Source organism: uncultured Acetobacterium sp., assembly GCF_927416815.1.
In the GTDB taxonomy this organism is placed as follows: domain Bacteria; phylum Bacillota; class Clostridia; order Eubacteriales; family Eubacteriaceae; genus Acetobacterium.
The window spans coordinates 17,077-30,622 of record NZ_CAKMJU010000003.1 but is presented as its reverse complement, the minus strand read 5'-3'; the positions used below and the strand labels follow the sequence as shown (position 1 = coordinate 30,622).

The window sequence follows — 13,546 nt, the reverse complement described above, 5'->3', positions numbered from 1 at the left end:
GTTTTGGTTCTCTGATGGATATTGATAAACTTACACTACCAATAACTCGGATACCGGCGTTGATACGTTTTGGTTCTCTGATGGATATTGATAAACTTACACGGGAGCAGGGCTTCTTTGACCTAGGAGAAAGTTTTGGTTCTCTGATGGATATTACCGGCTATTATGAAACCAGTGGTAGCACCAAAAAAATGAGTTTAATCTGGAAAACAATACCCTGGATTATAAACAATTTGATGGTAATCCTTTGTTACGGCTGTAAGCTAGCCCTATATTGGCAATGGATACTTTGATATGGAACATGGTTATCGGATGTCATTCGCAGAAAGCTTTGGGAAAAAACTGTTGCTTCAGTCACTAAACAGTGGTGATTATTCAGATGTATTCGCAGAAGACATTGTCGCTAATCAGTAGATCAATACCAGTCGTTTTGACGGCAAGGCCTGGATTCCGGTGAGTCGTCGTGTTTAAAATGAAAGGAAACAGAGAAATGAAAAGAATGCTAACCCTCATCTGCTGCTGCCTGTTGGTTGTTACTATTACACTGACAACAGCCGCCTGTACCACGTCGCAAACGTCAGCATCAAAATCATCAGCGGGCTACGAGAAAACGATTACTGCCACCCGGTCAGAAATCTGGAAAGCCATCAGCGGAGGTGGTGCCTCTAGTGCCGCGGTTGCCATTAGCGATAACGGAAAAATTGTTTATCAGGAAGGTTTTGGCATGGCCAACCGTACTGAAGCGATCCCAGTTGATTCCAATACCCAATTCAATGTTGGCTCCGTCAGTAAAATGTTTGTTACCATGGCCGTGCTTAAGCTTTGCCAGGAAGGCAAACTAGATCTAGATCAGCCAGTGACCACTTATCTTCCCGAATTCACCATGGAAGATGAGCGGTATCGACAGATTACGGTGAGAATGCTGCTGAATCACACCTCGGAGCTTGGCGGCACCAACAGATATGCCGTCATGACAACGGCACCTAATCCAGATTTTATGGGATACTTCCTTGAGAACTTAACTGAAGCATACTTAAAAGGTGATCCGGGAATCATCAGTATTTACTGTAATGACGGTTTTACCTTAGCCCAGGATCTGGTTGAAAAGGTCTCTGGCCTGAGCTATTCTGATTATCTGAGCAAGAATATTTTAACCAAGGCTGGCATGAATAACACCAGCTGTTATTTTAAAGAGGATAATACGAACGTAGCATTATATTACAAAAGTGACGGCAACGCTTCGGATCTTGAGTATGTAAACAGTCTCGGGGCGGGCGGTATTGCCTCTAATGCCCAGGATTTATGTAAATTTGGGGATGCTATTTTGGCGGGAAAAATTCTCGATAAGCAATGGGTTGACGAATCCTTCACTGCCCAATACGGCAGTCAGACGGTTCCAACGGGTACGCCAAAATTATCATATGGTTTAGGTTGGGATAGCGTCAATGATGAAGCTTATCAGAAATTGGGCGTTCGTTTAATTTATAAAAGCGGAGATACCAACGCATATCATGCCATGCTTTATCTGCTGCCCGATCAGAACATAACCATTGCCCTGACTTTTTCTGGGCCGGTAGATACCGCTGCTGTGACAGATGTTATCGCCAAAAACTTGCTGGCTGAAAAAGGCCTAATCACGACCGAAACCACTGAAACGGTTCCAGCCGCCATGCCGGCTCCGGTTCCTGATAATCTGATCGCTTACGCAGGCTATTATACTTTGGCCGGTAATATTTTAAAAATTGACTATAATCAAGCTGCAGGTGAAATGAATATTTACAGTAATTCTGACACGGGCTTTACCCTTGTCGACAAGGTGAACTACGACGATGACGGTTATTTTTACGGTACCAATAACCGACTGAAATTGGAAGAAAACTTCGGAACAAAATTCCTGATGGAGTATACCCTGACTGGTGTCAATGGCTCGATTAAAGCTACGATGATTCCGCCGCTATCTGGCAACATTAGTCCCGCCCAGTTTGTTGACAAACAATGGATCACCATTAATACGCTTCCCGATGATATCATGACCATGGCTGGATCAACCTGGATCATGAATGAATTCCCCGGTTATGTCCTTTTTGGCGGCGGTGGTTACTATCTGCTTAATCAGCTGATTGATGAACGGACCACGGTTGCAAATCTGAAATATACCCGCGATACCACGGAATTCAAGCTGGTTGATGAACAGGGCAAAACCATGCTCCAGGTTGGTAGCTTTAAAATGATCAATGCTGTAGATGTTCCGCTACTGGAAAACGATGAAAAAATTACGGTCGGCGATCAGAACGAATGTCGTAAATTACCAGCGGATGGCTTTATCAAACCTGGCGAAGGTAGGATTCTGGTGCTGTCGCCATCGCTTGTCTCCATTTATGACAGTCTGACCAACGGTTCAGAAGGTACCGCAGTGACGGCCGGTTCTTATGTTGTCTTTATTGGGAATGATGGCGACGCCATTACCTATGAGTACTGATGCCAACAAAGATTTGTGACATTTTTTTTGATAACCCCTGGCGCACCCTTGTCAGATTACTTTCTTAAAATATTCTGTTTATCCTCAGAGATCGACTTGACCACCTCAACATCACTGGCCACATCAAAATACTGAGCATCATATAAACGATTTAAATAGTCCTGATAAAACTCCAGGAGTGGTGGAAAGGACGCAATAATTTCATTTCTGATCTTGTTGATATTTTCCACCGATTCATCCTGGGTTCGGTCTAAATCGAGGTAGGTACTGAGTAGTTGAGTAGCTGTTTCAGCATGATAACTGGCATACTGCGGAGAAACCTGAAGTTTCTGATCATGACCGATTTTATCGCGAACTTTTGAAATAACCGCCTCGAGATCTTCGAGGATGGCTTCCTGGGGATAGAGTGATTCGCGCCGTTTGGCAGTTTTTAATAAACCGATTAATTTTTGAAGCCTCGCCTGTTCCTCGATTGCGCGATTTTGTAGTGTTGATGGATTCGCATTTGCAGCCGCGTCAAGCATGGATAGATCCTGGTACGGGGATTCGTCTGAGCTATGCCTGATTTTTTCTGGCGGTTCATGTTTGACCCGAAAAACAACATAATAGATTAAAAAAAAGCATAGGATCGTTAAAATTACGCCCCCGATAAAGAGCGACAATTGAGTAACTGGTGAATTTTCTAAAGCAAACAGATTGCTAAAAAAGGTTGAAGTGTCCATAGAAAAGATACCCCCGAATACAAATTATTGATAATTTAATGCTACAGTAAATTTACCCTTCAAAACAAGAAAAGCACCAAAACGAGGCGCTTTTCTTTTAAATTTCCCGCCATAAATTCCTCTCAACAAAAGGGAAGAACCAGACCAACTACGTCAATGTTAGCACATCGCTTTTAAATCAAAGATTATAGCATATTGGAAACCAATACAGGTTTATAAAAATTAGACTTCCTCGGGGTCTTCTGTATCGGTTTTAGCATGATCGGGTTGAAGTTGAGCCGAAAACTCGGTTATTAAATCGATATTAAGCGGTTCACTGACTGCAGTAGTATGTGGTGTGCTTGCTGTTGTTGCGGAGTTGTCGGCTGGTGTTGCCATCTTACCACCCAAAAATCCGGAAATTAATGACTGCAGATTAATACCGGTACTTTCAGAGATGCCTTCAGTCACTTGTGACATGGTATTGACAATGTCTTTGACCATTTTAGTTGAGTTGCCATCGCCATACATGGTGATGCGATCGACGTTGTTAAGTGGCGCAGCAACATTACGGGCGACTTCAGGAAGGGCATTGAAGTACATTTCCATGATGGCGGCATCGCTGTATTTCTTCATCGCTTCAGCTTTGGCATCAATTCCGGCAGCTTCGGCCAGACCTTTAGCTCTGATCGCGGCAGCTTCAGCAAAACCTCGCGCTTCAATTGCGGCCGCTTCTTGTTCTTTGGCATAGCGATCGGCTTCGGCAGCCAATCGATTGGCTTCAGCATCTTTGGCGGCAATAAATAGTTTCGCTTCCGCTTCTTTTTGCTTTTCAAACAAATCAGCTTCAGCCTTTTGGTTACGTTGGTAGCGTTCGGCATCGGCAGTTTTGTTGATCTCAGCTTTTAATCGTTGCTCACGAACTTCAACTTCTTTAGCGGCTAACTCAATCTCTTTGACCTGTTTAATAATGTTGGCTTCCTGAGTTTTTGTCTCAATTGTTTTCCGCTGTTCTTCCTGCTCGATCTGGTAAGCAGCATCCGCCTGAGCCTGCGTTAGGTCAGACTGTCGTTTTAATTCGGCTTTACGAATTTCCAGATCCGTGTTCTTCTGGGCAATTTCCAGGTTTGCCTTAATTCTGGCATCATTGGCAATTTTAGCGGCTTCTGATTCGGCAATGGCGACTTCTTTTTCGGCGTTGGCACGGGCTATCGCAGCGCCTTTTTTGATCTGTGATTTGTTTTCGGTACCAAGGTCCTCAATTACGCCGGCCTGATCGCGGATCGATTGAATGTTGAAAGAGATGATTTCAAGACCCATCCGTTTAAGATCCGGAACTGCGTTTTCCTGAACCTTTTCGGAGAAGGATTTTCGGTCAGTTAACATGTCTTTTAGATCAAGCGAACCGATGATTTCACGAACATTTCCCTCGAGGACATCTTTAACCTGGGGAATGATGGCGTCAGTTGATTGGTTCAAAAAGTTCTCCGAAGCCAGTAAAATTGCTTCCGGTGATGAACCGATCTTGATCTTGACCGCGCCGTCAACCATCACATCGATGAAGTTGTTGGTTGGTACCGATTCACCAGTTTTGACATCAACCGACATCATTTTGAGGTCTAGTTTGTCAACGCGTTCAAGAAACGGAATTTTAATTCCCGCTTTCCCGATGATGACACGCCGTTTAATACCAGATATGACATAGGCCGTATCTGGGGGAGCTTTGACGTAGCTCATCGTTAAGATAGCGATAACTAAGAGCACGACAACAATTGGGATAATCAATGAAAAAATAAACATTTGCGCCTCCTGTAATATTTAATATTGAGTACAATAAAAGATACTCATTTCGGTGAGAATATGACAACCACATCGGTTTTTGAGTGGATATCATTGATCTAAGGTCTCAACATATGCATTATATAAGAAGTTGAATTTAAAGTCAAAGAACAATATCGATGCAGATTGTTCCGTCGATAAATGTTATAATTCTGGTAATGTTATATTTAATCAAAAGCGATAGACAATGTCAGGAAAAGACGGCAAAAACTTATCTGGACAAACAAAAAGGCAACCTCATATAATCATCAAATGATGTTGATGAGTTGATTAATTTAACAGAATAGGGTATAGATTAAAGTAGAGAGTAAAATTGTTGAAATAAAGGAGATACATGGAAATTCAGGAAGAAGCATTAAAGTTACATGAACAATGGCAAGGTAAGCTGAGCATTGACAGTAAGGTTCCGGTGAAAAACAAACATGATCTGTCGATGGCCTATACTCCGGGGGTAGCTGAACCCTGCCGAAGGATCCAAAAAAATAAAGAAGATGTCTATAAGTACACCGGTAAAGGAAATCTGGTGGCTGTGGTTACCGACGGGTCAGCAGTCTTGGGGCTAGGAGATATTGGCCCGGAAGCTGCCCTTCCCGTAATGGAAGGAAAAGCTGTTTTATTTAAAGAATTCGGCGGTGTCGATGCGTTTCCCATCTGTATTCCATCAAAAGACATAGAGGTTATCATCAACACGGTAAAGATGATTGAACCGGGTTTTGGTGGGATAAATCTGGAAGATATTGCCTCGCCGAGATGCGCAGAAATTGAGAGACGCTTAAAAAAGGAACTCAATATTCCGGTTTTTCATGATGATCAGCATGGTACAGCAGTGGTAGTGACAGCAGCCCTGATCAATGCCCTGAAGGTGGTCGGAAAAAGATGGGATCAGGTGACGGTGGCTATCAGTGGTGCTGGAGCAGCCGGGTCAGCGATCATCAAGATGTTACTAAATGTCGGCGTGAAGGATATTATCGCCTGTAGCAGCAAGGGTATTCTCACAAAAGATGAAAAATACAGTAACTGGGTTCATCAGGAAATTGCCGAGATGACCAATAAGCATCACAAAAAAGGAACCCTCGCCGATGCCATCAATGGAGCCGATATTTTTATCGGTGTTTCAGCACCGGGCATTGTCACTGCCGAAATGGTTACAACCATGGCCAAAAACGCGATTGTTCTGCCAATGGCCAATCCGGATCCGGAAATTGATCCAGAGTTGGCAATAAAAGCTGGTGCACGGGTTGTCGGAACGGGACGGTCGGATTATCCCAACCAGATTAATAACGTGCTGGCTTTCCCGGGTATTTTCAGAGGGGCACTCGATGCAAGAGCCAGTGACATTAACGAAGCAATGAAGGTTGCTGCCGCTAAAGCCATTGCCGACTTGATTGGAGATGATGAACTGAGTACCGACTATATTATTGTACCGGCTTTTGATCCCCGGATTGGAAAAGCGGTGGCAAAGGCCGTCTATCAGGCGGCAAAGGATTCTGGGGTAGCGAGATTAAAATAAGTAACACAAACAAAATTGGATAATTTCTATTGTGCCACAATGGTCAACTGTTTATAATAGATGTTGAATCAGTTAAAGAGAAAGGAAATAAAAAAATGAAAATGAGTAAAGAAGATAAAATTCGAATCATCATTGATGCCCTTGATGAGGTAATTACTATTCCTAACCACAAAGAGGAGCGGATCAAGGATGTCTTGAGAGAAGCGCTAAGAACTATCGAAGAAAAAGAAAGCGAAGAGTTTTAAAGGGATTGAAAAAGAAGAAGCCAGATTTGAGATTTTCTCTTTGCTGGACTTCTTATTTTTACAATTTATTTCAATAGGTAGGTAATCTAGAAATCGCTTAACCGCCAGCGAAGCGATTTTCTCATTCTAAATCACTAGTCCAATTTTGCGATAAGCAGGAACTTCTGGTTTTTTGATATGATCCGTTAAGGCAGACGTTGTAAAGTTAGACCCAAAGTTATTTTGCGAATTGGATTACTGCGAATTGATTTGTTTTAAAATCCAGTCATCCGGGAGGGCTTGGATTTCAGAAAAGAGGATATTTTGAAAATCGACTTCAGCTTTTTCATCACAGTCGAATACAAATCCAGATTTTAACTTCAAACCTGCATTTAAAAAGGCATCAATTTCAGTCTGTGAAAGGGTTGGAAAATATTTTTTTAATATTATTTTACTCTTTGAAATATAAAAGAGTTTGTCTCCGTCGCCAACTGGTATCTTTAAAAGGATATCTTTTGTCAAAAGGCGTCTATAATCATGGATAACATGATAAACATAGGCCAATCCGTTAATCATGTCCCGGTATGTGGTTGCGCGTTCATAATGATATTGGGCAGACTCCTTATTCATGCAGATTTTCAATTGCTTAATTAAACCGATTAGTTCGGCGTCTTCTGAGAAAATCCGAATTAAAGTCTGTCTGTTTCTTTGAAAATCTTCCGGGCTCATATGCTCGGGCAGTATATGATAGTGAAAGTCAAAATTGTTATTATCTTGAACAATTGGAAAGAGGTGGGTCAGCAGCTCGATCAATGATTGGATGGTTTGTTTTCTTCGAAATGGTCCAAAGCTATGAGCTTCTCGCTCCGGTACAATCGATAATCCCTTCGTGTGGCCTGAATTAGTAATTTTCAGATAGAAATAGCGTCTGTCATTTTTCATTTGCGAATTGAAATAAGGTTTGATCGCCTTGATCAACTGACATTCCAGTAGCCGGGCTTCTAAATGGGTGTCGGTGACAATATACTCAATATCGTCAATCAAAAAAATCATTCTTTCAATCTTTGGTTGCTTAGGAGATTTAGTGAAATAAGATTGCACTCTTTTCTTCAGACATTTGCTTTTTCCGACATAAATAATTTGACCGCTGGAATCCAACATCTTATAAACACCTGGAAGCGCGGGTATCTGGTTTACTTTTTGCTTTAAATCGCTCATCGTTTCAGTTTCCATATCTTGGTTATCAAAATTTATTGCTGCAAGGTTTTTATATCATACTGTACTTATGTAATACTTATACAATAACACAATAATAGCCCTAACTGTCCTGCTATTTTGGACGATTAGGGCTATTTATTTCCTTTTATTAATTCTTAACCTCGGCATTTCTGATAAGCACCCAGGTTGATCCAGTTACGATGATTGCGAAGATTGTCAATGAGAACATTCCAATAAAAGGGTTCTGAGCAGAAATGCCCATCGATAGATCTAAAAATTTTAGCAGGATAGTTGAAATCTGACCAGATATGAACATATCAATGACCGGTAAAATCACAAAGAATAAGATATAAAAACCAACAATATAAGTGATTTTCTGTTTTCTATTCATCCGATATAGTGCTACGGTAATCAAATAGCCGAGTGCTTGTGCGGCAGTAAGAAGAACCGTCAGAAAAAGAAAGTTGTTAAGATATTCAAATGGACCACTGGATTGAAGTATTCCGGTGGCGGGATAGATCATGCTCAACAAGCTGGAATAGGAAATACCAGTCGATGAAGCTTCGATAAACGCTCCCAAGGTTAACAAAAACAGTGAAAACAAGGCCAGAGTCACAGCTAACGTTACGGTGACATAGAGCCGGGTTTTAAACAATGATTTTCGGGAGATTCCGTTTTGTAGTGCAAACAGAAAACACTCCTTAAAAGAGACCAGACCACAAATGAAAAGAAATACGGCTGAAGCCATATCAATACCCGCAATTCGGGTCGATTCATAAGACTTCGACAGTGCCTCAGAATAGGTGATTTGAGCCGGTATAAAAATGATAATCGCCAGGATGATCGCACAGAAGATTAAAACGCCGTTTCGGTGATCCAAGAGCTGATATTTGTAAATTGTATTTTGTTTCATTACCTTACTCCTCGTTAGTTAGTTTGATGAATAATTTTTGCAAATCCAGGTTGGCAATTTCAATGCCATCGGGCAGCGTGCTTTTGTTAATTGATCCAATTACAGTGGCGGTTTTTAATCCGCCTAGAACATCTTCGCCAATGACTTCCTTGTCTTTAACGAAGGTGTCGACTTGATTGATTGTACCGGTAACAGAATAACCTTTGCTTAATAAGGATTCGCAGGATTCGTTCACTAGAATTTCTCCGTTTTTGATAATGATGACGTACTCGAGAAGATTGGCAATTTCTTCGATTAAATGAGTAGAGATAATCGCAGTGAAGGAATTATTGCTATACTTTTCAATCAACAATCGATAAAACATTTCCCGGTGATTGGCATCTAATCCCAACACGGGTTCGTCAAACAAGACATAAGGTGTATTGACAGAAAGAGCAGTGATGATTTTAAAAATTGAGTTGTAACCAGTCGACAACGACTGAATTTTTTTCTTGGGATCGAGTTTGAATTGTCTTGCTAAGTTCAGGGCATAATCCAAATCAAAATCTTTGAAAAATTGTTTCGTCCATTTAAAGGCTTCATTACAGGTCATGCTCTCGGGATAAAGATTTTTTTCTGACATCAGATAGATCATCCCCTGGGCATGGTCATTTTCAGTGCCGGATAGACCATCGATTGTGACAGTGCCATTGTCGGCAAAGAGTCGATTAGTGATAATATTTAACAGGGTTGATTTTCCAGCACCGTTTCGCCCCAGTAATCCGTGTATTTTGTCGGGCTCAAAAGTCAGGCTTACCTGATTTAAGGCTAATGTATCGCCAAATGTTTTCGTCACATCATTTATTTGTATTCCGTTCATTCCGTGTAACCTCTTTCTACCATTCCCAGAATTTCTTCATGGGTAATACCTAGTTTTTTTGCTTCTTCGATAAGTTTTTTAATATAATGATCAAAAAATAGTTCTTTGCGTTTGTCGCGCAGTCTTGAAACAGCACCAGGAGCGACAAACATACCGACACCCCGCTTTTTAAAAATAATACCGTCGTCAACCAAGATTGAGATGCCCTTAAGCGCCGTAGCCGGATTAATCTTATAACTGACTGATAATTCCGTGATTGATGGAATCTGACCGCTTTCCTCAAAGGCTCCAGTTAAGATGGCATCTTCGATGCCATCGGCAATTTGAACAAAAATCGGGCGTTCATCTTCGAAATTTATTTGCAAAGGGACACCCCCTTTCGAGAAGATTAGTTAGTTAGTTGACCAACTAACTATAGTGCTATTATAAAACAGCTTACTTTTGTTGTCAATACTAATTTTAAAAAGGAAGCAGACTATTTAAGCAGGTAAATCCGGATTAGTGATTTTTTTTAAAACCTTTTTATGCTATACTCACAAAAGGAAGCAATCCGCCTTGACACTGATAACGGTTTATTGTGATATGGGCAGCAAGTTAAAATTTATAGAAAAATGAAGAGGGAAGAAGTTAATGTACGAATATTATTATAAAACACAAGATTTTGGGATGTGCCTGATGGAAGGAAAAGGATCAGGGGAAGAGGCGATCATTCCGGCCGACAAAAACATTCTAATTGTTGGGGATGATATATTTAAGGGCAACAAAGAATTGGTTCGGGTAGAATTTCCAGATAGCGTCATTGAGATTGGCGGTTTTGTTTTTGATGGCTGTGAAAATCTGAAACAGGTCAAGCTGCCGGCAAAGCTCAAAGATTTCTGGCAATATGCGATGACCCGATGTGGTATTGAGGAAATTGATGTCCCAGGAACGGTAGAACGGATCGCTGCTTTTACATTTAATGAGTGTAATCAGCTAAAAACAGTAAAAATAAATGAGGGAACCAAGAAGATACTGGCCTGGGCATTCAAAGATTGTGTAAATCTAACTGATGTCTATTTACCGGACAGCATCGAAGAAATCAGTGATAAGGCATTTGAAGGATGTTCGAAAGTCGTGCTGCATCGAAAATAAGGATTAAATCATTAAAAAGAATCCCGTCAAATTTGATGGGATTCTTTTAGATTTGCGACAGATACAAGATAGCTCAAGTTGTTGAAATTGCTCAGCTGTTTAATTAAAACCAAAAACAACTGGGAAAATGAAGGCAACACTTGCAAACCAAATGGCATAAACATAGAGATAGGAAGTCTGCCAGACTTCGATTTTGATAAAGTCAATCTTCTTAAAGAAAAAGCGGCAATACAGCCAGGCTAAGGCGCCCAGATTAAATAGCAGAATCAGATTTTCCCCCAGCGCGGCCAGCTTATTCGGTGTTATCCCAAAGGTTGATAATCGCATCAGTATGGCCGATAAGGCGATCACGTCGATGATCATCGCTGCAAGGATCAGAGCCAGATTCAGATAGTCGAAAAGGCGGTTTTTAGCGTAGGGGTTGCGGGCGGAAATGGTGTAAAGAACCAGGCCGAGAACTAACGCCAGCATAAAATCAAAGGCGATCAGGTAATCCCTTTCCAGGAACGGACTCTGCCCCGAAAAGATCAGAACAACCAGAAAGGCAATCATGATAATTAGAAAAAGCGGACTGAATATTTTTGCCAGAATCGGAGCAAAATTTTCGACCACGCTTTTCTTAGTTTCAACCAGATAGACCGTGATCATGGCGACGGCAGCAGCGCCATAAACAATTAGGTAATTTTGAATAAACCAGCTGGCATCAATTTGAATGGCGAAAAAAATCGCCTGGGTAAAAATCGCCAAAACGATGAGGCCACAGAAAATAAGGGTGCCGTAAATCACGGATTCACCGGTGAATCGAATAAAATTCATCCGTCCCTGGCTACTGCGCCAATCTGAACCGATATAAGCAATCCCGGTGATCAACCATAAAAATAATGGCAGATGTAAGGCGGTCAACAATTCGGTATTGTTTGGCGGATGCGAAGGATAAACATTGATCAAGACCGCTGCAGCTGCGAAAATACCTAAAATCATGGCAACCATTTTTAGATTGGATTTGTTTTTATATAGAAAGAACAAAGCAATCAATGGCAGGATGAAAAAGCTCAAATTTTTAAAGTAAAAGATTTGGTATTGGGGGTCATTGAAGCTGTAGCCTAAAAGTTCTGGAATTTTAAATAAAGTGCCAGCCAGAAACGAGAACAGAATGACCAGCCCGATAGTGCGTTGATTTTCACTTGAAATTCCGGTGGGTTCGGGTTCTAACAGCAATTGCTTCCAGAGGTTTTCAGTATTTATTTTTGAATATTCCCGGGATACCGAATGGGTATCACCAAAACGTTTCACACTGATTAAAAAAGCTTCTTGTTCCGATAATCCAGCGTGAATCAGATCGTCGATTTCATCGTGCAAATGGCATTCCAATTCAGTAATGTCGGTTTCTTTGAAGTGACCCTGACTTCGTAGGCAGTCACTCCAGGCACGGACGTTTTTTTCTAGATCAAACATGGCCAGGAATCCTCCTTATTCGTTATTTCAAACCAGGTTTTTGAAAGTGCGGTATGGATAATATTCCATTGTTTCTTTTGTTCTTCCAGTTCAATCATTCCTTCCTCTTTAAGTTTATAATACTTTCGTTTGCGTTTGCCCTCAGAATCATTCCAATAAGACTCAATGAAGTTCTTTTCTTCAAGACGATGGAGCACGGGATAAAGCATCCCCTCGGACCAGACAAGTTCGTCGTCAGTTAATACTTTAACCTTTTTGATAATCGCATAGCCGTAACTGTCACTCTCCTTTAATATTGATAATATTAAAGGCGTTGCCGAGGCCGCAATTAAATCCTTTGATACATTCATGGGTAACCTCCACTACATAGATCTCTTAGGTATGGTTGCATTATACATAGAACTACTAGGTAGCGCAAGTTATTTCTATAATTATTTTTGTTGGTGTTAATTTTCAAGACTAGTATTCTATGTTAGAATAGAATGCGTTGAACAATGAAAATGGAGAATTGGTAACGTGGTCGTAATTTGAGCATAGTTTAAATAGATAGTTGAGGTAGGACAAATTGGAACGAGAAGATTTTTTCAACCGACGACCGGGGATGATTGGTGAAAGAAATTTCAGTCAATATGCGGTACTGGTAGTGATGGTGGAAACCGAAGAAGGGCCGGCATTTCTTTTTGAAAAACGCGCAGCGACATTAAATCGTCAGCCGGGAGAAATTTGTTTTCCGGGAGGGCGGTTGGAAAATGGCGAAACTCCGATGGCAGCTGCAATCCGCGAAACCATCGAAGAACTGCTTGTTGATCGTGAGCAAATTGAAATACTGGGACCCGGTGATCTGTTCATATCGCCGTTTAATTTTATCATTCACCCATTTATTGCAATTCTTCGCGACTATCAATATAGTTTCGGCCGTGAAGAAGTTAGCGCGGTTTTTACAGCGCCGGTGCATTATTTTCAGGAGCATAAACCCAAAAAATATCTCAACCTTTTGAGTCACGAACAACCTAACGATTTTCCCTACGAGTGTATTCCCGGCGGAAAGAACTACCCTTGGTTTAAGGGAACCTATGAGATAAATTTTTATACCTATCATGGCGATGTGATCTGGGGGATGACAGCAGGTATTGTTGAGTCAGCTGTAGAATTGATTCAGAGATATCATTTATTAGAGGGGTTTTATAGAAAAATAGATTGAGAATTAAAAAACTAGT

General features: G+C 41.1%; 14 protein-coding genes. 6 read left to right on the top strand and 8 right to left on the bottom strand.

The features are described 5' to 3' along the window. Together QZ998_RS00470 and QZ998_RS00465 are read left to right on the top strand one after the other, a co-directional pair. Nucleotides 1-293: hypothetical protein (locus QZ998_RS00470; protein WP_296557117.1), on the top strand; the 293-nt coding region annotated here is incomplete at its 5' end. Between the two features lie 197 nt (nucleotides 294-490). Further along, entirely contained in the window at nucleotides 491-2,479 is a 1,989-nt protein-coding gene (locus QZ998_RS00465; protein WP_296557115.1) for a serine hydrolase domain-containing protein, read from the top strand. Between the two features lie 56 nt (nucleotides 2,480-2,535). Here QZ998_RS00465 and QZ998_RS00460 read toward each other — a convergent pair whose 3' ends face one another. Both QZ998_RS00460 and QZ998_RS00455 read right to left on the bottom strand, forming a co-directional pair. After that, entirely contained in the window at nucleotides 2,536-3,201 is a 666-nt protein-coding gene (locus QZ998_RS00460; protein ID WP_296557112.1) for a hypothetical protein, read from the bottom strand. A gap of 222 nt (nucleotides 3,202-3,423) precedes the next feature. Beyond that, nucleotides 3,424-4,980 (bottom strand): SPFH domain-containing protein, encoded by a 1,557-nt coding sequence (locus QZ998_RS00455; protein WP_296557109.1) that lies wholly within the window; start codon nucleotides 4,978-4,980, stop codon nucleotides 3,424-3,426. A 373-nt stretch (nucleotides 4,981-5,353) separates the two neighbouring features. Between QZ998_RS00455 and QZ998_RS00450 the strand changes: the two genes are divergently transcribed. Together QZ998_RS00450 and QZ998_RS00445 are read left to right on the top strand one after the other, a co-directional pair. Next, nucleotides 5,354-6,529 (top strand): malic enzyme-like NAD(P)-binding protein, encoded by a 1,176-nt coding sequence (locus QZ998_RS00450; protein WP_296557106.1) that lies wholly within the window; start codon nucleotides 5,354-5,356, stop codon nucleotides 6,527-6,529. 101 nt (nucleotides 6,530-6,630) lie between these two features. Beyond that, a complete protein-coding gene (locus QZ998_RS00445) occupies nucleotides 6,631-6,774 on the top strand; it encodes a hypothetical protein (protein ID WP_296557103.1) in 144 nt (47 codons plus the stop codon). A 234-nt stretch (nucleotides 6,775-7,008) separates the two neighbouring features. On the opposite strand, the gene QZ998_RS00440 is transcribed toward QZ998_RS00445, so the two are convergent. From QZ998_RS00440 to QZ998_RS00425, 4 genes are all read right to left on the bottom strand, one after another. After that, nucleotides 7,009-7,971 carry a GIY-YIG nuclease family protein gene (locus tag QZ998_RS00440; RefSeq protein WP_296557098.1) on the bottom strand — a complete coding sequence of 321 codons (963 nt, stop codon included), beginning with the start codon at nucleotides 7,969-7,971 and terminating at the stop codon, nucleotides 7,009-7,011. A 148-nt stretch (nucleotides 7,972-8,119) separates the two neighbouring features. After that, entirely contained in the window at nucleotides 8,120-8,884 is a 765-nt protein-coding gene (locus QZ998_RS00435; RefSeq protein ID WP_296557094.1) for a hypothetical protein, read from the bottom strand. Between the two features lie 4 nt (nucleotides 8,885-8,888). Further along, nucleotides 8,889-9,743, bottom strand: a complete 855-nt coding sequence (locus QZ998_RS00430; RefSeq protein ID WP_296557092.1) for an ABC transporter ATP-binding protein — start codon at nucleotides 9,741-9,743, stop codon at nucleotides 8,889-8,891. Next, nucleotides 9,740-10,108 carry a GntR family transcriptional regulator gene (locus tag QZ998_RS00425; RefSeq protein WP_296557090.1) on the bottom strand — a complete coding sequence of 123 codons (369 nt, stop codon included), beginning with the start codon at nucleotides 10,106-10,108 and terminating at the stop codon, nucleotides 9,740-9,742. The genes QZ998_RS00430 and QZ998_RS00425 overlap by 4 nt, the downstream gene beginning before the upstream one ends. A gap of 265 nt (nucleotides 10,109-10,373) precedes the next feature. On the opposite strand from QZ998_RS00425, the gene QZ998_RS00420 reads away from it, so the two are divergent. Beyond that, nucleotides 10,374-10,874 (top strand): leucine-rich repeat domain-containing protein, encoded by a 501-nt coding sequence (locus QZ998_RS00420; protein ID WP_296557088.1) that lies wholly within the window; start codon nucleotides 10,374-10,376, stop codon nucleotides 10,872-10,874. 99 nt (nucleotides 10,875-10,973) lie between these two features. Here the strand turns inward: QZ998_RS00420 and QZ998_RS00415 are convergent, their stop codons facing one another. Next, nucleotides 10,974-12,329 carry a permease prefix domain 1-containing protein gene (locus tag QZ998_RS00415; RefSeq protein ID WP_296557085.1) on the bottom strand — a complete coding sequence of 452 codons (1,356 nt, stop codon included), beginning with the start codon at nucleotides 12,327-12,329 and terminating at the stop codon, nucleotides 10,974-10,976. Then, on the bottom strand, nucleotides 12,317-12,679 hold the full coding sequence (locus QZ998_RS00410; protein ID WP_296557082.1) for a PadR family transcriptional regulator: 363 nt from the start codon (nucleotides 12,677-12,679) through the stop codon (nucleotides 12,317-12,319). Before QZ998_RS00410 ends, QZ998_RS00415 begins: the two co-directional genes overlap by 13 nt. 215 nt (nucleotides 12,680-12,894) lie before the next feature. Between QZ998_RS00410 and QZ998_RS00405 the strand changes: the two genes are divergently transcribed. Further along, nucleotides 12,895-13,530 carry a CoA pyrophosphatase gene (locus QZ998_RS00405; protein ID WP_296557080.1) on the top strand — a complete coding sequence of 212 codons (636 nt, stop codon included), beginning with the start codon at nucleotides 12,895-12,897 and terminating at the stop codon, nucleotides 13,528-13,530. Nucleotides 13,531-13,546 lie beyond the last annotated feature (16 nt).

What these genes read in the sequence shown, in the direction of transcription:
- QZ998_RS00465 (WP_296557115.1), top strand. Translation starts at nt 491, where the DNA reads ATGAAAAGAATGCTAACCCTCATCTGCTGCTGCCTGTTGGTTGTTACT.
- QZ998_RS00455 (WP_296557109.1), bottom strand. Translation starts at nt 4,980, where the DNA reads ATGTTTATTTTTTCATTGATTATCCCAATTGTTGTCGTGCTCTTAGTT.
- QZ998_RS00450 (WP_296557106.1), top strand. Translation starts at nt 5,354, where the DNA reads ATGGAAATTCAGGAAGAAGCATTAAAGTTACATGAACAATGGCAAGGT.
- QZ998_RS00410 (WP_296557082.1), bottom strand. Translation starts at nt 12,679, where the DNA reads ATGAATGTATCAAAGGATTTAATTGCGGCCTCGGCAACGCCTTTAATA.
- QZ998_RS00435 (WP_296557094.1), bottom strand. Translation starts at nt 8,884, where the DNA reads ATGAAACAAAATACAATTTACAAATATCAGCTCTTGGATCACCGAAAC.
- QZ998_RS00445 (WP_296557103.1), top strand. Translation starts at nt 6,631, where the DNA reads ATGAGTAAAGAAGATAAAATTCGAATCATCATTGATGCCCTTGATGAG.
- QZ998_RS00430 (WP_296557092.1), bottom strand. Translation starts at nt 9,743, where the DNA reads ATGAACGGAATACAAATAAATGATGTGACGAAAACATTTGGCGATACA.
- QZ998_RS00415 (WP_296557085.1), bottom strand. Translation starts at nt 12,329, where the DNA reads ATGTTTGATCTAGAAAAAAACGTCCGTGCCTGGAGTGACTGCCTACGA.
- QZ998_RS00420 (WP_296557088.1), top strand. Translation starts at nt 10,374, where the DNA reads ATGTACGAATATTATTATAAAACACAAGATTTTGGGATGTGCCTGATG.
- QZ998_RS00440 (WP_296557098.1), bottom strand. Translation starts at nt 7,971, where the DNA reads ATGAGCGATTTAAAGCAAAAAGTAAACCAGATACCCGCGCTTCCAGGT.
- QZ998_RS00460 (WP_296557112.1), bottom strand. Translation starts at nt 3,201, where the DNA reads ATGGACACTTCAACCTTTTTTAGCAATCTGTTTGCTTTAGAAAATTCA.